Here is a 21421-nt window from a genome sequence, read left to right as displayed (position 1 = left end):
TCCACGAATGCGTTCAGGGCTGTGGCTCATCGCTGCCGGGGTGCTGGCTGGGCTGATCAGTGGCTGTGATCCCCTCCCCGGCCGCCTGAGGACAGATCCCCCTGGTACGGCCCTCAACACCAGCAGCTCCCGCTGGTATGGGCACTCGTCAACGGGCGCCTACAGCAGCGTGCGGCAGGTGACCACTGGTTTGAATCAGTTTTCGTTTAAGGAAACCTGGTTCCGCTGCAAGGGAACCCAGCCTGTGGTGACGGTGGGGAAGGGCACCTATGAACCCTCCACTGAGATCAACATCTATGAGTACAGCCAGCCTCCAGGCGTTGTGGTCGTGAAAACCTCAGAAGGCAAGGAGGAACTCACCACACAGGACAAAGTCCTGGCCACCACCCTTCCGTTGTTCAAGCCCGGTGAAGTCATCACCTATACGTTGCGGCCCTGATCGCTCCTGGGCAGCAGCAGTGCAGTTGTGACCCCGCCGCTGATCACACCGGTAACCAGCGCCACTCCCAACAAAAAGCCGGTGGGAAGTTCGGCGGTTTTGCCAAAGCCCAGGTTGAGTCGCGCCCGTTGATCGAGGTTCTGGGCCCCCAGGCACAGGATCAGCAGCAGCAGTACGCCGCCCCCAAGGCTGGCCACCAGCAGGCGCAGGCGCAGCAGCATCAGCTTGGCTCCTCAGCCCGATGGAGCAGAGCGTAGAGCTCTCGGCGGGCCATGCCCGTTTCCTGGGCCAGCTGCCGCGCGGCATCGCTTCGGCTCAGGCCGGAGGCCACCAGGGCGCTCAGAGCCGTTTGCAAGTCGGCTTCGCTGGGCAGCGGGGCCGTTTCAGTGGCGGCGCCCCCCAGCACGATCGTGAATTCTCCCTGGGGAGGGTTGTGCCGGAAGTGCTCCAGTGCCGCCGACACGCACGGACCCACCTGTTGCTCATGGCGTTTGGTGAGCTCCCGTGTCACGGCGATGGGGCGATCGCCCAGCTCTGCGTGCAGATCCTCCAGCAGGTTGATCAAGCGATGGGGCGCCTCGAACAGCACCAGGGTTCGGGGTTCTGCGGCTAGCTCCTGTAGACGGCTGCGCCGTTGTGTGGCCTTGGGGGGTAGAAACCCCTCGAAACAGAAGCGCCCTGCGGGCAGGCCGCTGCTCACCAGGGCGGTGGTCACGGCGCAAGGCCCCGGCACGCAGATCACCGTGCGCCCCGCTGCGCGTGTCGCCGCCACCAGTGCCTCACCGGGGTCGGATATGCCCGGAAGGCCGGCATCGCTGATCACCGCAATCGCTTCGCCGGCCTCCAGGGCGGCGAGCAGTTCCGGGATGCGGCTGCTCTGGTTGTGCTCGTGGAAGCTCACCAACCTGCTTTTGATGCCCAGGTTGTGGAGGAGCAGGCCGCTGCGGCGGGTGTCTTCGCAGGCGATGCACTGCACATGACCCAGCACGTGGCGCGCACGGGGCGAGAGATCACCCACGTTTCCGATGGGGGTGCCCACCAGATAGAGCACTCCAGCAGCCGGTTCGGCGCCCTGCATCACAATGCCCCTTTGCCAGCTCCATGATGCCCGCCGCCGCCTGCATGCCCCCGGGGATCGATGAGCAGGCGCTGCTGGCGGAATTGCGCCGCCTCAGCTGGGGCGCCGCCGACATCTTGCTGGCCTATGGCCGCGGAGAGCAGCCCCCCTACGGCTTTCCGCCGGCGCTGAGCGTGGATGAGGGTGGCGAAGGCCCTGTGAGTGCAGCCGATCTGGCGGTGAACCAGTGGTTGCTCGATGGCCTGGTGAAGGCCTTCCCCGATGCGGGCTGGACCCTGCTCAGTGAAGAAACCGCCAAAGAGCAGCTCACCGCAGGCCAACCGCTTGATGCCGAGTGGCTCTGGATCCTGGATCCACTCGATGGCACCAAAGATTTCCTCCAGGGCACCGGCGAATACGCGGTACATTTGGCCCTGGCTCATCACGGCGAGCCGGTGCTCGGTGTGGTGTTGCTGCCCGAGATGGAGGAGCTCTGGATCGGCCTGGTGCCGCAGGCGCGCGCCTGGTGTGAGAACCGCGCCGGCGAGCAGCGTCCCGCCAGCCTGAGCCCTCGCCAAGCCCTGGGGGATTTGGTGCTGGTGGCGAGCCGCAACCACCGCGATCAACGGCTGGAGCAGCTGCTGGAGGCCCTGGCCCTGGGCGACACCAAGGCGATCGGCAGTGTGGGCGGCAAGGTGGCCACGATCCTTCGCGGCGAAACCGATCTCTACATCTCGCTCTCCGGTAAGAGCGCCCCGAAGGATTGGGATATGGCGGCCCCTGAGGCGGTGCTTCGCGCGGCCGGTGGCGCCTTCACCCACGCCGACGGCCGCCGCCTCAGCTACAACGATGGCGACATCCGCCAGGCCGGCTGCCTAATCGCCAGCCATGGCCGCAGCCACCAGCAGCTGTGTGACAAGGCTGCCGGCGCTATGGCGGTGATCGATCCGGGGTTCCCTGTCTGAACCGCTCGGCGGCGCATGAAAAAGCCCCCGTTGCCGGGGGCTGATCACTCAGGGGGCTGAGCCCTGGATCACTCGGCCACAACCACTGCTGCTGCCGGCTCTTCCGACTGGGGCACGCCGCGCAGGGTGAGGTTGATGCGGCCGCGGTTGTCGATCTCGCGCACGCGCACGGTCACCTGATCGCCCACGCGCACCACGTCTTCCACCTTCTCCACGCGGGCCTCGCTGAGCTGGGAGATGTGGATCATCCCTTCCTTGCCGGGCAGGATTTCCACGAAGGCGCCGATCGGGATCACGCGGGTGACAGCACCGCTGAACACTTCGCCTTCCGACACGCGGCGGGTGAGGCCTTCGATGATGCGCTGCGCTTCCTCAGCGGCAGCACCGTCGTGGCTGGCGATCGTGACGATGCCGCCATCTTCGATGTCGATCTTGGTGTTGGTGCGCTCGGTGATGCCCTTGATCGTGCGGCCGCCGGGGCCGATCACGGTGCCGATCAGTTCGGGATCGATGCGGAAGCTGAGCAGGCGCGGAGCGTGGGGGCTCAGCACCTCACGGGGCTTCTCGATCGCCTCGAGCATCTTCTCGAGGATGTGCAGGCGGGCCGGGCGGGCCTGGTTGATCGCCTCGGCCACGGTCTTCACCTCAAGACCGGTGATCTTCATGTCCATCTGAAGGGCGGTGATGCCCTTCTCGGTGCCGGCCACCTTGAAGTCCATGTCGCCGAGGAAGTCCTCGATGCCCTGGATGTCGGTGAGGATCCGCACCTCTTTGCCTTCCTTGATCAAGCCCATGGCGGCTCCGCTCACGGGGGCCTTCAGAGGCACGCGGGCATCCATGAGGGCCAGGGTGCTGCCGCACACCGAACCCATGGAGGTGGAGCCGTTGGAGCTCAGGCACTCCGACACCACGCGCAGCACGTAGGGGAAGGATTCCTTGCTGGGCAGTACCGGGATCAGAGCCCGCTCCGCCAGGGCGCCGTGGCCGATCTCACGGCGACCGGGGCTGCGCATCGGCTTGGTCTCGCCGGTGGAGTAGGGCGGGAAGTTGTAGTGGTGCAGGTAGGTCTTCTCGTTGGACGGGTTGAGGTCGTCCATCTCCTGGGCATCGCTCGGGGTGCCGAGGGTGGCGCAGGAGAGCACCTGGGTCAGACCACGCTGGAACAGGCCAGAGCCGTGGACGCGCTTGGGCAGCACGCCGGCGGCGGCACTGATCGGGCGCACTTCATCAAGGTTGCGGCCATCCACGCGCTTGCCGTCTTTGACGATCTGGTCGCGCATCAGCTTTTTGGTGAGCGACTTGTAGCTGTTGCCCAGCGCCTTGCCGTTGCTGCTCACCGCCACCTTGATGGCGTCGTCGTCTTTGAGGCCGTCGATCTTCTCGGCCACCTGGCCTTTGATCGCATCGAGCTGCTCGTCACGCTCAGCCTTGGTGAGCTTGAACTGCTTCAGCACATCGCCGATGCCCTTGGCGCATTCCTTCTCGAGGAACTTGGGCAGGGTGTCGTCGGTGGTTTGGGGCTCGGGGATCACCTGCTCGATGCCGAGCTCCTTGAGCAGGGCCTGTTGGGCCTTGATCAGTTCGCACACGGCTTCGTAACCGAAGTCGATCGCTTCGATCACGTCTTGTTCGGGCAGCTGGTTCGCACCGGCTTCCACCATGATCACGCCTTCGGGCGTGCCGGCCACGACGAGATCGAGGTCAGAGCGCTCGATCTCGCGGTAGCTGGGGTTGAGCACGAAGTCATCGCCCAGCAGACCCACGCGCACAGCGGCCATCGGGCCGTGGAAGGGGATCTTGGCCAGCAGGGTGGCCAGCGAGGCGCCGGTCACGGCGAGCACATCAGGCGGCACGCGCTCATCGAGCGACATGCAGGTGGCGACGATCTGCAGGTCGTCGCGCAGCCAGCTGGGGAAGAGCGGCCGCATCGGGCGGTCGATCAGGCGGGCAATCAGGGTGGCGCGCTCGGGCGGACGGCTTTCGCGGCGCATGAAGCTGCCGGGAATGCGACCTGCGGCGTAGAGGCGCTCTTCGTAATCGCAGATCAGGGGCAGGAAATCGATGCCCTCACGACCGCCGGAGCGGGTGGCGGTGACCAGAACGGCAGTATCTCCGCATTCGACCATCACTGAACCGCCTGCCTGAGGGGCAAAGCGGCCGGTGGTCAGCCGGATCTCCCGACCATCGAAGGAGATCGACTGAGTGTGACCTTGCACTTGGGCTTATGTCTTGTTTGTTGTCAAGAGCGATTCTCGCATCCGACGTGCGAACGCTGTGGGAACACTCTCAATCTCTTTGGAAAGTGCAGTCGCCACTTGGCGCGTGCTGCTTTCACGTCTGCCGCATGAGCAATAAAAAAGCGCCTTGCGGCGCTTTGAAGAAGGTTTGAAGCCGAAGCCCGATCTCACCAGGACGACTTGACCACGCCGGGCAGCTCACCTTTGTGGGCGCGCTCACGCAGCTGGTTGCGGCACAGGCCGAAATCGCGATACACACCACGGGGCTTGCCGGTGGCCCAGCAACGGTTGCGCAGGCGCACCTTGGCGCTATTGCGGGGCAGGCCCTGGATCTTGCGGTGGATCTCCAGGCGCTCCATCGGGTCGGCAGCCGCGTCGAAAGCAGCCATCAGAGCGGCGCGCTTGGCGGCGAAGCGCTCAACCATCTTCTGGCGCTTCACATCGCGCGCAATCATCGACTTCTTCGCCATGCGGCCTGGACTCAACGGGCAATGACAAACAAGCGTACCCCGCGGGGTGACCTCAACGGCCCAGCAGCTGCTGTACCGCTGCCAGCTGGGAGGTGTCTTTCACGATCAGCACCAGGCTGAGGCCCACCAGAAACACAAAACCCGACTGCATGAAGGCCAGCTGGAATTTCTCCGGCAGCGGCTTGCCGCGCAGCCCCTCGAGCATCAGAAACACGAACTGACCGCCATCCAGCAGCGGCAGGGGCAGGGCATTGAGCACCGCCAAGTTGATCGAGATCAGGGCGGTGTAGAGGAAGAGGCTGCTGCCGCCCTGTTTGGCCAGGGAGGCCCCCATCTCCACAATCTTCACCGGGCCCGACACCTGACCGGCGGTTTCACCGAAATGGGTGGCGAGGGTGACAAACCCTTCCACGGTGCGCCGGGTGAGGCTGGCGAAATCGCGGTTGGCCTGGCTGAGGATTTCGCCGGGGCCCTTGGCGCGGCGGAAGGCTTCGCTGCCGCTGGGTTGCAGCTGAGCGCCGATCCGGCCGATGCCGCTTACATCCGCCGGGGTGAGCGCGATGGTGACGGTTTGACCGGCGCGTTCGGCCTGGAGCTGCAGGGTTTGATCCGGCGCGCCCTTCACCCGCTCCACCAGTTGGGCCACGGCGCTTTGGCCGCCACCGAGGTTCACGCCATCGGCACTGAGGATGCGATCACCAGGGCGTAGGCCGGATGCCGCCGCGGCTTGCCCGCTCTGCACACCAGCCACGAGCACGCCGGGTGTGGCGCTGAAGCCGGCTGGGATGCCCACCACCAGGCCCTGGGCCACCAGCACGCTCCAGGCCAGCAGCAGGTTGGCGAGCACGCCCGCGGCGATCACGAGCGCCCGTTGCGGGATCGGGCGGTTGCGCAGCAGATCGGGATCGTCGGCAGGGATTGTGCTTTCTTCGTCGTCGTCGGGGAACGACACAAAGCCCCCTAGGGGGATGGCTCGCAGGGCGAACTGCACGCCGCGCCGCTGGCGCTCCAGCAGCACCGGCCCAAAGCCAACGGAGAAGCCGCTGACGCGGATGCCTTGCCAGGTGGCGGCAAAGAAATGCCCCGCCTCGTGCACCACGATCAAGCCGGCCAGGATCGCCAGGGCCGTGAGAACCCCCATCCGCGCACGTGCAAAGTGACTCCATTGTGGGGGGATGCCCAGGTCTGATGACGCACCGCTGCGACGCCCTGCTGGTGGGGGCCGGAATCATGGGCGCCACCCTGGCGCGGTTGCTGCGTCAGCTCGATCCATCCCTCGAGGTGATGGTGCTCGAGCGGCTGCCGGGGGTGGCGGCCGAGAGCAGCGCGGCCCTGAACAACGCCGGCACCGGCCATGCGGCCAACTGCGAGCTCAACTACACCCCCCAGGCCGCCGATGGATCGGTACCGATCGCCAAGGCGCTGGCCATCAATGGCGCCTTTGAGCTGAGCCTGCAGTTTTGGAGTGCCCTGGTGGAGCAGGGCGTGCTGCAGGATCCCGCCGCGTTCATCCGCGGGGTTCCTCACCTCAGCCTGGTGTGGGGTGAGCAGAACGTGGCCTTCCTGCGGCGCCGCTGGGAAGCGCTGAACGCCACTCCCCAGTTCGCCGGCATGCAGTGGAGTGGCGACAGCGCCCAGCTGCGCGAATGGATGCCGCTGGTGATGGAGGGCCGCAGCCTGGATCAGCCCCTGGCGGCCACGCGCGTGGCCCGCGGCACGGATGTGAATTTCGGTGCCCTCACGGCGGCGTTGTTGCAGGGCGTCGACATGCGGCTCCAGCATGAGGTGGTGGGCCTGGAGCGCGGCGGCCGCGGCTGGTTGGTGGAGGCGCGTACGCCCAGTGGCGCGGCGCAGGTGTTTGAGGCGCCGTTTGTGTTTCTCGGCGCTGGCGGCGGCGCCTTGCCGCTGCTGCAGCGCTCCGGCATTCCGGAAGCGCGCCAGTACGGCGCTTTCCCTGTGAGCGGTCAGTGGTTGGTGTGCCGCAACCCGGAGGTGATCGCCGGGCACAACGCCAAGGTGTATGGCAAGGCGGCTGTAGGGGCACCGCCGATGTCGGTGCCGCACCTCGATACCCGTTGGATCGAGGGCCAGCGCGCCCTGTTGTTTGGCCCTTACGCCGGCTTCAGCACCCGCTTCCTGAAGCAGGGCTCCCTCTGGGATCTGGGCCGATCGGTGAAGCCGTTCAACCTGCTGCCGAGCCTGCAGGTGGGCAGCCAGAACTTTGATCTGGTGCGCTATCTGGTGGGTCAGGTGGTGCAGAGCCAGGAGCAACGGCTCGAGAGCCTGCGCCAGTTCCTCCCCCAGGCCCGCGGCGACGACTGGGAGCTGGCAGTGGCCGGCCAGCGAGTGCAGATCATCAAGCAGATCGATGGCCGCGGCACGCTGCAGATGGGCACCGAGGTGGTGAGCAGCGCCGATGGCTCCCTGGCCGCGTTGCTCGGAGCCTCACCGGGAGCCTCCACTGCGGTGAAAACCATGGTGGACGTACTGCAGCGCTGCTGGCCCGAGCGCTTCAACAGCTCGGCTTGGCAAGCCCGGTTGCGGGCTTTGATCCCCAGCTGGGGTGAAGATCTCGCCGCCGATCCCGAGCGCTTGTGCGGCCTTCGCAAGCGTGCGGATGCCGCCCTGCAGCTGAAGGGCAGCTGAGGCGTCGCGGGATCCGCGGGGGCTGGCTGGGTTGTGGCATCTGTTGGGCCACTGTCTGCCCTTGGATATCCATGGATATCCGACCGCGGAGACCTCCCCACGCACGATGGCCCAGTCCCCAGATCGCCGCAGCGCAGGCTTCAGCCGATCCGCTCAGAGCCGAAGTAGGGCACGAGAGCGGCGGGCAGCTTCACCGAGCCATCCACTTGCTGACCGTTTTCCAGCAGGGCGGCCATGGTGCGGCCCACGGCCAGGCCACTGCCATTGAGGGTGTGCACGAGTTGGGTGCCTTTGCCCTCTTTCATGCGGATGGCGGAGCGGCGGGCCTGAAAGTCGCCGCACACCGAGCAACTGGAGATCTCGCGGTAAGCGCCGGCACCGGGTAGCCACACCTCGAGGTCGTAGGTGCGCGCGGCGGAGAAGCCCATGTCGCCGGTGCAGAGTTCGATCTTGCGGTAGGGCAGCTCCAGGGCCTCGAGCACGGCTTCGGCGTCAGCGGTGATCTGCTGATGGGCCTCGGCGGAGTGGTCGGGGTGGCAGAACCAGTAGAGCTCCACCTTGTTGAACTGGTGGAGGCGGATCAGGCCGCGGGTGTCACGGCCATAGCTGCCGGCCTCGCGGCGGAAGCAGGGCGTGTAGGCCACGTATTTGAGCGGTAGCTGCTCAGCCGGGATCACCTCATCGCGATGGAGGGAGGTGACGGGCACCTCGGCGGTGGGGGTGAGCCAGAGATCGTCTTCGGCGCAGCGGAAGCTCTCCTCGGCGAACTTGGGCAGCTGGCCTGAGCCTGTGAGGCTGGCGCTGTTCACCAGGATCGGCGGCAGCACCTCGCGGTAGCCCTTGCCGCCGTGCAGGTCGAGCATGAAATTGATCAGGGCGCGCTCGAGCCGGGCGCCCTGACCCAGCAGCGTCACGAAGCGGCTCTGGGCGATGCGCACCGAGCGCTCGGCTTCAAACAGCTCGAGGCGTTCGGCGATCTGCCAGTGCTCTTCCAGCCAGTCTTCCTGGGCGCGGGGGCTGCCCCAGCGCTTGATCTCCACGTTGTCGACTTCGCTGCGGCCATCGGGGGCCTCGGGCGAAGGCAGGTTGGGCAGGGTGAGCAGCTGCGCCTTGAGCTTGGCCTCGAGCGCTTTCTCCTCCTCCTCCAGCACAGCCACCTGCTGCTTGATGCGGTTGCCCTCGTTGCGCAGCTCCTGCACCTCCGGGCTGTTGGGCGCAGCGCCGCCTTTGATCTTCAGGCCCACCTCCTTGCCGATCCGGTTGCCTTCGGCTTGGAGGTTGCTGCGCTGCTCTTCGAGGTCGCGCTCCTGGCGCGCCATCAGTTGCAGGCCCGTGAGGTCGAGCGACATGCCACGACGCCCCAGCTGCTGCGTGATCAGCTCGGGGTTGTCGCGCAACAGGCGCTGATCCAGCACGGGCCCAGGGTCAGAGGTGGGCCGAGCCTAGGGGCCGGTGCTCAGAGCACCTGCACCACTTCGCTCACTTCGGGGATGGCTTCGCGCAGCTTGCGCTCGATGCCCATCTTCAGGGTCATGGTGCTGCTGGGGCAGGAGCCGCAGGCGCCCTGCAGGCGCACCTTCACGATCGGTCCGTCGATCTCCACCACTTCCACGTTGCCGCCGTCGGCCATCAGGTAAGGGCGCAGCTCATCCAGGGTGCGCTCCACGTTTTCGATGGTGAGGGCGCGGGGGTCGTTGGCCTCAGCGGCGGCGCTGTCTGGTGCGGCGTTGGCGGTGTCGGTGCTCATGGGGCGTGCTGGCGTTGCATTGAGCTTAGGTAGCGCTCACTCGTGCAGTTGGCCGGTGAGATTCACCACCACCACACCGGCCGCGATCAGCGCGATGCCCACCAGCTGCCCTGAGCTGGGCACCTGCCGGTAGGCCAAAAGGCCCACCAGCACGATGGCCACGATGCCAATCCCGCTCCAAAGGGCATAGGTCACGCCCAACGGGATGGTTTGCACCACCTTGGAGAGCAGCAGCATCGAGCTGCCGTAGGCCGCGAGCACTACGAGGGTGGGCAGCGGGCGGCTCATGCCCGCGGAGAGTTTCAGGCAGGAGGTGCCAACCACCTCTGAACCGATGGCCAGGAGTAGCAGCAGCCAGGCAGGAAGAGCGGGCATGAGAGGAAGGGCACCTCTCCCTAGGATCACCCCACCGAGATCCACCGCCCCGAGCCGGGACGCCACCGAGAGCCCATCCGCGAATGACCGACGTTCCCGCCTCACGGATCCGCAATTTCTGCATCATTGCCCACATCGACCACGGCAAATCGACCCTGGCCGATCGCCTGCTGCAGGACACCGGCACGGTGGCTGCCCGCGACATGCAGGAGCAGTTTCTCGACAACATGGATCTCGAGCGTGAGCGGGGCATCACGATCAAGCTCCAGGCCGCGCGGATGGAATACAAGGCGGCCGATGGTGAGACCTACATCCTCAACCTGATCGATACCCCCGGCCACGTTGACTTCTCCTATGAGGTGAGTCGCTCGCTGCAGGCCTGCGAAGGTGCGCTGCTGGTGGTGGATGCCAGCCAGGGCGTGGAAGCGCAAACCCTGGCGAACGTGTACCTGGCGATTGAGAACAACCTGGAGATTATTCCGGTTCTCAACAAGATCGATCTCCCCGGTGCTGATCCCGAGCGCATCAGCGAAGAGATCGAAGCGATCATTGGCCTCGATTGCACCGGTGCGATCCCCTGCTCCGCCAAGAGCGGCTTGGGTGTGCCCGACATCCTTCAGGCCGTGGTGGATCGAGTGCCGCCGCCGCCCGATCGGGTGAACGAGCCGCTGCGGGCGCTGATTTTTGATTCCTATTACGACCCCTACCGGGGCGTGATTGTGTATTTCCGGGTGATCTCCGGCTCGATCGGCACCAAAGACAAGGTGCTGCTGATGGCCAGCAAGAAAACCTATGAACTGGATGAAGTGGGCGTGATGGCCCCCGATCAGCGCAAGGTGGATCGCTTGCAGGCTGGCGAAGTGGGCTACCTGGCCGCCTCGATCAAGGCCGTGGCCGATGCGCGCGTGGGCGACACGATCACGCTGGTGAACAACCCGGCGCCGGAGCCGCTGCCGGGATACACCGAGGCCAAGCCGATGGTGTTCTGCGGCCTGTTCCCCACCGACGCTGATCAATACCCCGATCTACGCGAAGCGCTCGACAAGCTGCAGCTCAGCGACGCGGCCCTGAAATACGAGCCCGAAACCAGCAGCGCCATGGGCTTCGGTTTCCGTTGCGGCTTCCTCGGCCTGCTGCACATGGAGATCGTGCAGGAGCGGCTGGAGCGCGAATACAACCTTGATCTGATCGTGACCGCGCCATCGGTGATTTATCAGGTGAACATGCTCGATGAAACCACGGTGATGGTGGACAACCCCGCCACCTTGCCTGATCCGCAGAAGCGTGAATCGATCGAAGAGCCCTACGTGAAGCTCGAGATCTACACGCCCAACACCTACAACGGCACGCTGATGGAGTTGTGCCAGGAGCGGCGGGGTGAATTCATCGATATGAAATACATCACCACCGACCGGGTCACGCTCCACTACGAGATGCCCCTGGCTGAGGTGGTGACCGATTTCTTCGATCAGATGAAGAGCCGCACCAAGGGCTATGCCTCGATGGAGTATTCCCTGATCGGCTATCGCAAGAACGATCTGGTGCGCCTAGATGTGTTGATCAACGGCGAAAAGGCCGATCCGCTCACCACGATCGTGCACCGCGATAAGGCCTACAACGTGGGCAAGGGGCTGGTGGAGAAGCTCAAGGAATTGATCCCCCGCCAGCAGTTCAAGATCCCGATTCAGGCCTCGATCGGCAGCCGCGTGATCGCCTCCGAGAGCATCAGCGCCATGCGTAAAGACGTGCTCGCCAAGTGCTACGGCGGCGACATCTCCCGTAAGAAAAAGCTGCTGCAGAAGCAGGCCAAGGGCAAGAAGCGCATGAAGGCGATGGGCAAGGTGGATGTGCCCCAGGAGGCCTTCATGGCCGTGCTCAAGCTCAACCAGTGATACACCCCCGAAAGGTTGTTGCAGTGCTGCTCACCGCCGGATCGCTGTGGGTGGGTTCTTCCGTTGGAGCAGCCGAGCCTTCCTCGGCACCATTGGCAGTGGAAGATCCAGCGCCGGCGCAGCCCGCGGGCCCTGTGATTGTTCCGCCAGCACCACTGGAGCCCCCAGGGGCCACCCAAACTCTGCGCCTGGCCAGCGGCGCCGAGTTGTGGACGATTCCCTATGCCGCCTTGCAGCAGTTCGTGGCAGATGGAACGATCAACGACCGCCAACTACTGCAGCTGGCCGCCAATTCCGGCTGGCCAGACGATCAGCTCCGTGCTGCCCTGGCCAAGCCCTACGCCGTAGGCCTGGTTCCCCTGGCAAATTTCCTGTATTCGCCTGCAGGTGTGGCTTTCCTGCAACAGCAAACCCAGGCTTTCCGCCCCTTGATGGCCCGCGGCCGCGATGTGCGGGTGGAGGGGCTGCGCGCCGCCATCCTGCGTACTGCCGAGGGAGGCACCATCTCGGCGATGGCGATCCTGCGGGAGCTGCCCACCACCTTTGTGGTGGAGCTGGGCGGCCCCCCCACGCAGCGCTGCTCCAGCTTGCCCTGCGAAAACCCAGCGCAGTGCACCTCCACCTTGAGCTGGTGGGTGTTCCTGCCGGCTTGCTTGCAGGCGGCGGCGATGAATGCGCCGGCTGCTGCTACTGCCCCCTGATTCGATCGCGCGCCAGCAAGGCCCGTTCTTCGGCGCAGTAGTCGCGCAGGCCGAGTTGATGGGCGGTGCTGGTGAACCCGGTTTGGGCTTCTCGGCGCAGATTGTTGGTGCAGTTCCTGTAGAGCTGCTGGCGGTTGATTGCCGCCTGCTCCCACCAGCCGAATCCCGAGCGGGCAATGGCTTGACACACCAGCGTTCCCGCTGGCGACACCAGCCACTGCGCGGCGCTGGTGCCCGCGGCCAGAGTGGTGCCCCCGCAGCTGCGCGGTTTCTGGAGGGGTTCGAAGCTGCGGCTCGTGATCACCACGGTGGTGGGATAGGTGCGGTCGCAGAACAGCTCGCTGCCGTCGAGCGGGTTGCGAATGGAGTTCTCGCCAAGACCAGCGCGGACGGCTACGGCACAGGCACGGGCGAGCCGATCGGCTTCATTGATTGATTGGGCAGCAGCCAGATCTTCAGCGGCCTCGGCTGTTGCGCCAGCCTGCAATCCCTGCAACCAGGTCACACCTCGCCATTGCGCATAGGCCAGGGGTGGTGCGGCCAGGATGCCGATGAGCGCCCAGGGAAGCCAGTGGCCCTCCAGCTTGCGAAAGGTCACCAGCGAGGCCAGGAGCCCAACGGGCCCCGCGGTGAACAGGCCTATGGCCGCGGCACCGAGTTGCTCTCGCCAGGCTGAGACCTCATGGATCTCAAGCAGTTCGATGTCGCGCTCGAGCCCATCGACCATCGAGGCGGCTGTGCCGGTGACCCTGTTTTAGCCGCGGGGGAACGCTCAACCCATGGATTGCTGAAAAGGCCATGGTTCTGCGTTTGCATCCGCCCGCTGCAGCGGGCTTTGTGCTGCCGTTGTCCCTCACCGGCGCGTTGGTGTTGCTGCTCAGCAGCCTGTCAATTCAGTCGCTGGTGCTTCACACCCGTCAGGTGCAGGCCGCTGAGCGCGTCCGCCTGCAGGCGGAGGATCGGCTGTCTTCTGCCTCTCAGCAGTGGGCCGCCCAGCTGCAGGGGCCCTTCGCTTGCCTCTGGCCCGTTGCGTCTGCAGATTGGCCAATCCAGCCGCTGCCGGCTGACTGCCCGCCAGATCTCGATCCGCAGGCGCTGCAGCAGCTCGAGATTGCCGGGGAAACGGTGAAGCTGCTGAGTTGGGAGCCGAGCACGATGGGAGGTGTGCTGCGCTTGCAGCTCTCCCCGAACGGCTTGCAACGCCGCTATGGGCTCAGCCGCGCTGGCATTCGGGAGCTGGGCTGATGCATCTGGTGGAAGTGATGGTGGCCGCGGCGGTGTTCAGCGCCGCGTCGGGCAGTTCGCTGCAGCTCTGGAGCCATGCTGCTGGCAACAGCCACAAAGCAGAGCTGCGGCAGCAACTGTTGGAACGCATCGATTTGGATCGCTTGCAACTCCAGGCCCACTGGCGGCAAGAGCTGGCGGGGGGCTCCGGTTGTGGACTGAGTTCAGTGGATTTGGTTGAGGTGGCTTCCGCTCTCCCTGTGCCACCGCAGTTGCGGCGGGAGGTTGTGCCCGTGCAGTCGGGCGATGGCTTGCTGGTGCGGTGGGAGGTTGCCGCCGATCCAACGACAACACGAGAGCGTGTCTATACACCGGCAGGCTTGGGCCTCTGCCACAGCGAATCCCCTCTCACAGATAGCCAGGTTGAGGAGGTGCAGCCATGAGTCGGCTAGCGCAAGCCTCAGGCTTTTCGCTCGTGGAATTGCTCGTGGGCGTGGCGATTCTGGGGCTGTTGGCGGCGTTGGGATGGGGTGGAGGTTCTGAAAGCCTGGCCCGCCAGCGCCTGGAGGCCGCAACCCGCCGCCTGGATCAAGGCATTCAGCGCGGCCGAGCTGAAGCCCAGAAGATCGGCCGCCCCTGCGGCTTGAGCTTGCAGGAGGAGGGATGGGCTCCGCCTGTTGGCGGTGTGATGCCCCCGTGTTTGCACACGCTGGAGAGCCTGAAGGACCCCATCGCTGCCGGTGAGGTGCAGCTCAGCCACAACTTCCCGGCAGTGCTGCGCTTTTCAAGCAACGGCCTGGTGCTCGATGGCGGCACTGCGGTGTTGCAGGCGGCGGGGACAAGCCTGCAGCGCTGTTTGGTGATGGCTTTGCCGCTGGGCATCACCCGGCTCGGTCGCTATCAGGGTGGACGCTGTGAACCCGATCCATCGCTGTAGCGCCATGAATGGGTTTTCACTGGTGGAGCTGATGCTCTCGCTCAGCCTCGGCCTGGGCCTCAGCGGTGTGATGCTGCAGGGGCTGATGGCGGAGGGACAAAACGGTGCGCGTTTGTCGCGGCTGCTGCGGGAGCGGGCTGCTCAGCGGCGCACGCTGGAGTTGGTGAAAAACGACGTAGCTCGGGCCACAGCCGTGAGTGAAAACCCTGAGCATGAGTTGCACGCCTGCGGGCTTGCGCGGCGCACCCCTGTTTTGCATCTGAATACGTCTGCCGGACCGGTTACCTATTCGGTTGGTAAAGCTCCAAGCACGATCTGGCGTGGATGGGTGTTGATGCGCTGTGGTCCTGCCTTCGGAATGGACGGCGAGCCCTCGCTGGGCTCGCAGGCGCAGAACCGGGTGGTGATTGATGGATTGGCCGAGCAACCTCAGCGATGGAACGGATGTGCTTCTTTATTGGGTGAGAAAAGTACCGTAGCCGTGGACCTCGGAGGCTCAGCGCATCAGCCATTCTCAGCCTGTCTTGATTCGGCATCTGGACTGGTTGCATTCCGTCTGATGCAGATACTCGGAGATGCTGGAAAGCCCCTTGAGACAGCAACCCTGACCACTTTTGCTCAAGACCGGGTGCCGTGAACAGGCTTCAGATCTTGCCGCGGTAGATCAGTGAATTCAGCTTTTTCAGAACCTGGCTTGTTCTTGGCAGATCCTGTTCTTCGCTTCTGCTGTCAGATGCCTTGTGGGGTGGGTGCCTCATCCGCTTCCATCATGGTGGTCCACATTGATTTCTCAGTGGACGAAAGGGCTGGGTTGAGGCAGTAAAATCTTCCTTTTCGCTCTCCACCCCAGGGTTCTTCTTCGGCAGGCCCAGTAAAGGTGTAGGTCACCTCCTTGGCCTGCCCTTGAGCAAGAGATAAGGCCTCTGCGATTGGGAGAATAGTTCGACTTGAATAGTATTGATCATTGAATATTTCTCCAAAACAGGCTTCAAGTGTTGAAATCTTGGATTGTGAGCAGCGGTTGTAGATCAGGTCGGCTGCTTCGATGGTGGCCCGTAGGCTTTCGATTTTGGGCCCAAGGTCGACGTCGCGAACCTTGATGTGTTTAAGGGTGATGCCAGTGGCTTCGTTTCTCTGTGGCATGATTGATCTAATGGATGCATATCTCGGGCTGAAGTCTGATAGTAGTTGCCACCAAAGTAGAACCAGGGTTGTAGTCGAAAGGCCTGCGAACAGTTTTTGCGCGGGTTTTAGGCCTTTATTGCGGCGATTCCCTTCTTCCATGTCGGAGGATGTCCGCCCTGTCCGCATTGATTAGATTCACTGTACTGAGTTGGACCCCTCCTGGCTATTGGTCAGGTGCTTCTGTTGGGGGGGTGTCTAGTCATCCCGTTCTCAACGCAGATCGTAGCGGCCGTCTCGGAAGATCAGTACCTCTACATCAGTGGTCGTGAGGCTGTGGTTGGTGCCTGAATCGCTGTAGCTCAGGCTGCAGTTGGTACGTGTGCAGGCACTGAGCCCGGCGAAGTTGTTCCGTACTCCGTCCAGGAACACCACATCGAGATCCGGCCCCCCGGTCACGCTGTCGTTACCGAGGCCTGGGAGATACCTGTTTTCACCGCTGCCGCCCACCAGCGTGTCGTTGCCGTCCACTCCCACCAGAACATCGTCCCCTCGCCACCATTGAGCGTGTCATCTCCCTTGCCTCCCAGCAGCCGGTCGTTGCCGTCCTGCCCGTTGAGATCAGCGGATGGATGGGGCGGTGTCCCACCGGGAAGGTCGCCGGCTTCCAGAACGTCATTGGCAGATGAACCTTCAATCGTGTCTCCTCCTCCATAGCCACAGATCAGCACGTCCTGGTCGGCGGGTACCGCTCCCTGCGGTACGGCCAACGTGTTGCTGTTGCTGTCGCCACCACTCAGTTTGTAAAAACCTTCAATGCTTAGATCCTGGTCGCTGCACAGACTTGTGGCATTGGGGTAGGAGAAAACAGGACTGATGCGCGAATAGGTGCTGGCTGTCCCGCTAAAGGTCTGTTGGCCGATTCCCTTCAGGCATAGGCGGAAGTTCAGTGATTTGCTCACAGGGGCAGCTGTGAGCACCTCAAGGGTGCAGTTTTCTCCTAGTCCATCCACGAGGCGACTTGCAGCGCCAGCTTGTTGTTCGCTGCCGGTGATCGCGTCGGTGTAAAGGCCATTTTGGTCAATCCCCGGTCCACAGCGAAAGAGACTGTGACTGCCGTTCCAGACCTGTTGTTCAGCATCGTCAGAATTGCTCCGAACAAAGTAAATTGCAGGTGGTAGGTCTCTTCTAATTTCTAGTGCGAATCGAAATTCTGAGTCGGCAGCAATCGCCGTAGAGCATTGATTCAGGTTTACGCTCTCCGCGCTGGTCAGAACTCGTTCGCTTAAGGCAACCTCTGACTCGATGAAATGACTGGTTCGGCTCCAGTCGCTGCGCAGTCGCTCTGTTGCTTCCAGGCTGGCATTGGAACGGAGATGGGCGATCATCGCGTCGGCGGCAACGATGCACAGCAGTCCTCCCATAGATGCGGCCAGTAGGAGTTCCAAAAGGCTGAAGCCTGTCGCAACACGCTGCCGCTGTTCGATCAGTAGCTGGTGGTGTAAATGCATGTGCCTGAACGGAGCTTTCCACTTCGCAGAAGTCCCAATGGTCCGAGAAGCCGAATGCAGCGTCCAAGACCACTACCCTCCAGGGTCATGCGCAGCTCTGCATCGGTGGTGGTTGTGCCACGCGGCGTGAAGATCCAGGTGCTGGGACTATTGCTGGTTAGATTGAAGGTCAGTTGATCCATGTTGGCAATCTCTGCGCGGAGATCCAGGGTGGAGGTTTGGTCTGGTAGGTTCTGGCAGCTACCGGTCAGCAAAGCTGGATTGCCGCTGATCTCCACACTGCAAGGGCTGGATTGTTGGATGGCTTTGCGGCGAAGGTCATCCAGCCAGGCGATGGTTTGTTTGCTGGCGCTATTTAGTCGTTCGTCCTGCCAGTTTCGTGTGAAGTTTGGAATGGATAGCCCAGCCAGAATTCCAGCGATAGCTACGATCACCATCAGCTCAGGGAGACTGAAACCTGTTCCTGGCTGCCTGGCCCGGCTCATGGGCACCAGCCCTGAGCGTGGGGCACAAGGGTGGTGTTCACAGTTAGAGCCATGTCAGTTGCGCTGTAGCTGACATGCAATTTGTTGCCATCTGATGTGTACGTCGCCTGCACAAGGACTGGTGGAACCGTGTTTACCGTGAAGCTGCTGGGTTTGTCCTCGGTCGGTAGTGCATTCAGGAGTCCTTGGCCAAGGGTGTTAGAGCTGCAGAGTGGTTTGAGGGTGATGAGGTTGAACTCAAGGGCCTTCGTCAGTTCGTTGTCTGTGCAGCCTTGTGTGCAGAGAAAGCTGAAAGCATCGCTTCGGAGTTTTTCAATCCGGGAGGCGATGGCTGCATCAACGAGGCCGCGTCGTTTTGACTGCCCCATGCCCAGGATCGAGGAACTAGTCAGCTGCAGGCTGCTTAGAATTACCCAGATCAGGATGAAGGAGGCCACCAGAACCTCGGGCATGCTGAAGCCGGCCTGCGTTGTTTTCATGGGTTGATCCAGCTGCTCCAGCGGGACACCCCGAGGGCAACGTAATCGCGGATCCCCAGCGCGTATTGGGGGCCGTAGGTATTGAAGAGCTGTGTGCCGATGTCGGCAGGAACAACTAGTTGCGCCACATTGGATGAGGAGCCGTTCCACACCTTGGCCCAGACGGCGCCGTTGATGTCGCCGCCAGCGCATTGCATCTTTAAAGCTGCTACTCCATTAAGGTTGTTGCATCACGCGTAGCAACTGCCCATGGACCCTCCACGGGTTGACACGCAAGGCGATCAGCCAAGCCGGCCCGGGACTTTGCGGGAACGTGAGCGGATTGCATTGGCGATCAGTGCGGCCTCAGAGCGTTACCGGAGCCTGAGCCGCGCTTGGAAGCAGCGCCTGTTGGATGAGTTGGAGGCGCTGAGCGGCTATCACCGCAAATCGCTGCTGCGCCGGTTGAACCAGCGAACCGATCAGCAGCAGAGCAGCCGGCGCGGCCAACACCGCCGCCGGTACGGCCCGGAGGTTGTTGAGGCGCTGGTACCGCTGTGGGAAGCCAGCGATCGGCTGTGCGGCAAGCGCCTGCATGCGCTGCTTCCGCAGCTGGTGGAATCACTCGAGCACCACGGTCACCTGCAGCTGGAGCAGTCGGTGAGGGCACGGGTGTTGATGATGAGCAGCGCCACGATTGACCGTCTGCTGGCCCCAGTGCGCCAGAGCAGTGGAGGCAATGGATGGAGACGCCCTCCCCGGGCCCACAGCGGTGTTCGCCGCCGCGTGCAGGTGCGCACGTTCAAGGGATGGGATGACCACAAGCAGCCCGGCTGGCTGGAGATCGATCTGGTGGCCCACTGCGGGGGGCGCCTGGAAGGTCGCTTCATTTGGACTCTGGTAGCCACCGATATCGCCACGGGCTGGAGCGAGAGCCTGCCGGTGATCACGCGCGATGGGGCCTCGGTGTTGGCCGCTATCCAGCGACTGCGGCAGCAACTTCCCTTCCCGTTGCGTGGAATCGATGCCGACAACGATCCAGCGTTCATGAATGCGCTGATGGAGCAGTGGTGTGATGCACCGGAGCAAGGGATCGAGCTCACCCGCTCACGCGCCTACCAGAGCAACGATCAGGCCTGGGTGGAGCAGAAGAACGGGGTGCTGATCCGCCGTGTGGTGGGCTACGAGCGCTTGGTGGGCCTGGAGGCCGCTCAGGTGCTAGCTGAGCTGTACGCGGCACTGCGGCTGTTCACGAACCTGTTTCAGCCGTCGTTCAAGCTCAAGAGCAGCGTGCGGGAGGGAGGCCGGATCAAGCGGCTGCACCACCCGCCGCGGACACCGCTGCAGCAGCTACTGCGTACCGGTGTGCTGGGCGAGCAGGAAGCCGCTGACCTCAGGGAGTTGAGACAACGGTGTGACCCTGTGGCGCTACTAGCCACGATGCGCAGCTGCCAGAGCCGGTTAGCGCTGTTGATCAGCGGCCAGCACGCCAACGCCATGGCGGGTGATCCGCTTGCCTGGAAATCCCCAGAAGAAGAAAAACGAGAGCTGGAGCGCTTTCTGCAGGGCTTACAGGCGCTGTGGCGCCAGAGCAGACCAATGCAGAAAAAGCCCAAACCGCGGCAAGGCCGCCGCAGCCGTGTGGATCCCTTTGAGGTTCATGCAGCCCTCATCCCCCAGTGGTTGGAGGCAGAGCCGGATGTGGGCAGCCAGGAGCTACTGGAGAGGCTGATCGCCTTGGCCCCTGAGCGCTATGGCCCCCAACACAAACGCACGCTGCAGCGGCGAATCAGGGATTGGCGCGTGGCCAGGGTGCAGCAGGCCCTGGAGCGTGCAGCAGACAGACCAGAACCCAAACCCTGGACAGAAGAGGGAGTGTTACCAAGCGTCAACTAAAGACGGTAACAAGTACTTGATGCAATGCGCCAGTGCATTCTCCGCTGCTGTCGCAATCCGCTGTTTCCTTCGATCCCCCATTGATTCCCATATTTCCGTCGGGAAAGTAGGCCCAGAGTGCATTGGTTGATGCGGCGCCTGCAAGGCGAATCAACTGATCTGGATAGGTGTCTGTGGGATCGCTTGCGCGACCGAATAAGCCCAGCGAGCTGGCGGGTGCGTCTGGAGGCAGGTGTTTGATCGCTGCTCCTCCGGTTAGAACAAATTTGTCGCCGCGGATATAAATCCGAACATCGCCTGCACTGGTGTCAACGGTGAGGATTTCCTTCTTGCTGTTAAGTTCCACCGAGTCCACCATACAATGGGTAATCGGAGCCTCTGAGCCTCGGTCTTCTACTCGGCATGGTCCTGTATTGGTGCCCGCGACGATCTCTCTGCCTTCTGTGATCGATATCGGCGTGTCGAAGTTCAGATCTGCCGGTGGCTCGGGAACTGGTGGTAGATCAATCGGACCAAGAAAGATCTGACCAGCGACATAGCCATTGTTCTTCATTTGGATATAGGCTTCCTGTTGTTCACGTGTAAGGCTGTCATAGTCCTGGCCGTCGTAACACTGTAGGCAGAGAACATTGCCCGATAGCGTTCCGAACACGTCGTTGTTCCCGAGGACAACCTGCTGGCCGAGAAGGCCTGGAAAACCGCTTGTGACTGTCGGCTCCCCAAAAGATGTGGTGCAGCTTTTGGGTTTGATCTCTAGTGACTCTTCCACGATTGCTGTGGCTGCAACCGAGCTGTTGCTCTTCAGGCGTTCACCCCGCATCCTGATCGTTGCTTTGCCGCCATAGAACGGGCTGCCCTGAAAGTCGTAGTCCAACAAGGTGTAGCGCCCGGAGCTGCCGATGGTGCTACTTGTCACCGGGGTGCCGCTTGCGGAGTTGGTGCAGATCGAGGATGTATATGAGCCGTCGCCCCAGTTGCCCAAGTCCTTGATCAGTAGATAGGCGTAGTCCTTGTTGAGGCTTTCGATCAGTTGAGCTAGGCCGGCCTCTGCGATTTCCCTCGCTTGACGAGATTGACTCTGACGTATCGAGCCTGAAAGCCCTAGCCATGATCGAGCGGCTAGGGCCATTAGGGAAACTCTGGACAAGCGGTGTTTGAGCGGCGGCAGCGAGCAGAAAGAGTGGTTTTGGCTGCAAATTGCCTCTGAGGCCATTTTTTGATGACCTTGGCTCACATATCCAGCCACTTTCGGCTGGTTT

The 21421-nt window shown here is 63.1% G+C and carries 26 protein-coding genes; 10 read left to right on the top strand and 16 right to left on the bottom strand.

Going from position 1 to position 21421, the window contains the following annotated elements:
• The first annotated feature begins 7 nt into the window (after positions 1–7).
• Positions 8–439: a hypothetical protein gene (locus CB0101_RS14000; RefSeq protein WP_010304358.1), complete on the top strand. Its 432-nt coding sequence runs from the start codon at positions 8–10 to the stop codon at positions 437–439.
• Here the strand turns inward: CB0101_RS14000 and CB0101_RS13995 are convergent.
• On the bottom strand, positions 421–660 hold the full coding sequence (locus CB0101_RS13995; RefSeq protein WP_010304355.1) for a hypothetical protein: 240 nt from the start codon (positions 658–660) through the stop codon (positions 421–423). The two genes, CB0101_RS14000 and CB0101_RS13995, sit on opposite strands and share 19 nt — an antisense overlap.
• Positions 660–1517, bottom strand: a complete 858-nt coding sequence (gene rsmI, locus CB0101_RS13990; RefSeq protein ID WP_010304352.1) for a 16S rRNA (cytidine(1402)-2'-O)-methyltransferase — start codon at positions 1515–1517, stop codon at positions 660–662. Before rsmI ends, CB0101_RS13995 begins: the two co-directional genes overlap by 1 nt.
• 23 nt (positions 1518–1540) lie before the next feature.
• Between rsmI and CB0101_RS13985 the strand changes: the two genes are divergently transcribed.
• On the top strand, positions 1541–2461 hold the full coding sequence (locus CB0101_RS13985; RefSeq protein ID WP_010304349.1) for a 3'(2'),5'-bisphosphate nucleotidase CysQ: 921 nt from the start codon (positions 1541–1543) through the stop codon (positions 2459–2461).
• Positions 2462–2529: 68 nt separating this feature from the next.
• On the opposite strand, the gene CB0101_RS13980 is transcribed toward CB0101_RS13985, so the two are convergent.
• The 3 genes from CB0101_RS13980 to rseP form a co-directional block, all read right to left on the bottom strand.
• Complete coding sequence (locus CB0101_RS13980) at positions 2530–4677, bottom strand: polyribonucleotide nucleotidyltransferase (protein ID WP_136644181.1); 2148 nt, start codon at positions 4675–4677, stop codon at positions 2530–2532.
• 188 nt (positions 4678–4865) lie between these two features.
• Positions 4866–5168: a 30S ribosomal protein S14 gene (gene rpsN, locus CB0101_RS13975; RefSeq protein WP_010304343.1), complete on the bottom strand. Its 303-nt coding sequence runs from the start codon at positions 5166–5168 to the stop codon at positions 4866–4868.
• A 52-nt stretch (positions 5169–5220) separates the two neighbouring features.
• Positions 5221–6309 carry an RIP metalloprotease RseP gene (rseP, locus tag CB0101_RS13970; protein ID WP_010304339.1) on the bottom strand — a complete coding sequence of 363 codons (1089 nt, stop codon included), beginning with the start codon at positions 6307–6309 and terminating at the stop codon, positions 5221–5223.
• Between the two features lie 47 nt (positions 6310–6356).
• On the opposite strand from rseP, the gene mqo reads away from it, so the two are divergent.
• Positions 6357–7814 carry a malate dehydrogenase (quinone) gene (gene mqo, locus CB0101_RS13965; protein WP_010304336.1) on the top strand — a complete coding sequence of 486 codons (1458 nt, stop codon included), beginning with the start codon at positions 6357–6359 and terminating at the stop codon, positions 7812–7814.
• A 140-nt stretch (positions 7815–7954) separates the two neighbouring features.
• On the opposite strand, the gene serS is transcribed toward mqo, so the two are convergent.
• From serS to CB0101_RS13950, 3 genes are read right to left on the bottom strand one after another with little or no spacing between them, the layout of a single operon-like run.
• Positions 7955–9229 (bottom strand): serine--tRNA ligase, encoded by a 1275-nt coding sequence (serS, locus tag CB0101_RS13960; RefSeq protein WP_010304333.1) that lies wholly within the window; start codon positions 9227–9229, stop codon positions 7955–7957.
• A 41-nt stretch (positions 9230–9270) separates the two neighbouring features.
• Entirely contained in the window at positions 9271–9561 is a 291-nt protein-coding gene (locus CB0101_RS13955; protein WP_010304330.1) for a NifU family protein, read from the bottom strand.
• A 36-nt stretch (positions 9562–9597) separates the two neighbouring features.
• Positions 9598–9936 (bottom strand): multidrug efflux SMR transporter, encoded by a 339-nt coding sequence (locus CB0101_RS13950; RefSeq protein ID WP_010304328.1) that lies wholly within the window; start codon positions 9934–9936, stop codon positions 9598–9600.
• Between the two features lie 83 nt (positions 9937–10019).
• Between CB0101_RS13950 and lepA the strand changes: the two genes are divergently transcribed.
• Together lepA and CB0101_RS13940 are read left to right on the top strand one after the other, a co-directional pair.
• The gene (gene lepA, locus CB0101_RS13945; protein WP_010304326.1) at positions 10020–11828 is read left to right on the top strand and encodes a translation elongation factor 4; all 1809 of its coding nucleotides are present in this window, start codon (positions 10020–10022) and stop codon (positions 11826–11828) included.
• Between the two features lie 50 nt (positions 11829–11878).
• Positions 11879–12529 (top strand): alpha/beta hydrolase, encoded by a 651-nt coding sequence (locus CB0101_RS13940; protein WP_246833780.1) that lies wholly within the window; start codon positions 11879–11881, stop codon positions 12527–12529.
• On the opposite strand, the gene CB0101_RS13935 is transcribed toward CB0101_RS13940, so the two are convergent.
• Positions 12516–13256 (bottom strand): hypothetical protein, encoded by a 741-nt coding sequence (locus CB0101_RS13935; protein ID WP_010304322.1) that lies wholly within the window; start codon positions 13254–13256, stop codon positions 12516–12518. The genes CB0101_RS13940 and CB0101_RS13935 overlap by 14 nt on opposite strands.
• A gap of 71 nt (positions 13257–13327) precedes the next feature.
• On the opposite strand from CB0101_RS13935, the gene CB0101_RS13930 reads away from it, so the two are divergent.
• Genes CB0101_RS13930 through CB0101_RS13915 form a run of 4 tightly spaced genes read left to right on the top strand, consistent with a single transcriptional unit; the run spans position 13328 to position 15327 of the window.
• The gene (locus CB0101_RS13930) at positions 13328–13774 is read left to right on the top strand and encodes a hypothetical protein (RefSeq protein WP_010304320.1); all 447 of its coding nucleotides are present in this window, start codon (positions 13328–13330) and stop codon (positions 13772–13774) included.
• On the top strand, positions 13774–14196 hold the full coding sequence (locus tag CB0101_RS13925) for a hypothetical protein (RefSeq protein ID WP_010304318.1): 423 nt from the start codon (positions 13774–13776) through the stop codon (positions 14194–14196). Before CB0101_RS13930 ends, CB0101_RS13925 begins: the two co-directional genes overlap by 1 nt.
• Positions 14193–14690, top strand: coding sequence for a GspH/FimT family pseudopilin (locus CB0101_RS13920; RefSeq protein ID WP_010304316.1), 498 nt, complete (start codon positions 14193–14195; stop codon positions 14688–14690). Before CB0101_RS13925 ends, CB0101_RS13920 begins: the two co-directional genes overlap by 4 nt.
• A gap of 4 nt (positions 14691–14694) precedes the next feature.
• A complete protein-coding gene (locus CB0101_RS13915; RefSeq protein ID WP_010304314.1) occupies positions 14695–15327 on the top strand; it encodes a hypothetical protein in 633 nt (210 codons plus the stop codon).
• A 92-nt stretch (positions 15328–15419) separates the two neighbouring features.
• Here CB0101_RS13915 and CB0101_RS13910 read toward each other — a convergent pair whose 3' ends face one another.
• From CB0101_RS13910 to CB0101_RS13885, 6 genes are all read right to left on the bottom strand, one after another.
• On the bottom strand, positions 15420–15974 hold the full coding sequence (locus CB0101_RS13910) for a hypothetical protein (protein ID WP_136644180.1): 555 nt from the start codon (positions 15972–15974) through the stop codon (positions 15420–15422).
• 111 nt (positions 15975–16085) lie between these two features.
• Entirely contained in the window at positions 16086–16322 is a 237-nt protein-coding gene (locus tag CB0101_RS15885; protein ID WP_371413632.1) for a hypothetical protein, read from the bottom strand.
• A complete protein-coding gene (locus CB0101_RS15805; protein ID WP_136644178.1) occupies positions 16268–17323 on the bottom strand; it encodes a calcium-binding protein in 1056 nt (351 codons plus the stop codon). Before CB0101_RS15805 ends, CB0101_RS15885 begins: the two co-directional genes overlap by 55 nt.
• Complete coding sequence (locus CB0101_RS13895) at positions 17299–17760, bottom strand: Tfp pilus assembly protein FimT/FimU (RefSeq protein ID WP_246833779.1); 462 nt, start codon at positions 17758–17760, stop codon at positions 17299–17301. The genes CB0101_RS15805 and CB0101_RS13895 overlap by 25 nt, the downstream gene beginning before the upstream one ends.
• A 44-nt stretch (positions 17761–17804) precedes the next feature.
• On the bottom strand, positions 17805–18287 hold the full coding sequence (locus CB0101_RS13890; protein WP_010304306.1) for a hypothetical protein: 483 nt from the start codon (positions 18285–18287) through the stop codon (positions 17805–17807).
• Positions 18284–18484: a hypothetical protein gene (locus CB0101_RS13885; protein WP_136644177.1), complete on the bottom strand. Its 201-nt coding sequence runs from the start codon at positions 18482–18484 to the stop codon at positions 18284–18286. Before CB0101_RS13885 ends, CB0101_RS13890 begins: the two co-directional genes overlap by 4 nt.
• A gap of 130 nt (positions 18485–18614) precedes the next feature.
• Between CB0101_RS13885 and CB0101_RS13880 the strand changes: the two genes are divergently transcribed.
• On the top strand, positions 18615–20162 hold the full coding sequence (locus CB0101_RS13880; RefSeq protein ID WP_246833756.1) for a transposase family protein: 1548 nt from the start codon (positions 18615–18617) through the stop codon (positions 20160–20162).
• Here the strand turns inward: CB0101_RS13880 and CB0101_RS13875 are convergent.
• Positions 20155–21396 carry a hypothetical protein gene (locus CB0101_RS13875; protein WP_136644176.1) on the bottom strand — a complete coding sequence of 414 codons (1242 nt, stop codon included), beginning with the start codon at positions 21394–21396 and terminating at the stop codon, positions 20155–20157. The genes CB0101_RS13880 and CB0101_RS13875 overlap by 8 nt on opposite strands.
• Positions 21397–21421: the final 25 nt, after the last annotated feature.

The organism is Synechococcus sp. CB0101 (assembly GCF_000179235.2).
In the GTDB taxonomy this organism is placed as follows: Bacteria; Cyanobacteriota; Cyanobacteriia; order PCC-6307; family Cyanobiaceae; genus Vulcanococcus.
The sequence above is the reverse complement of the archived record's forward strand: the minus strand, read 5'-3'. Positions and strand labels throughout refer to the sequence as shown.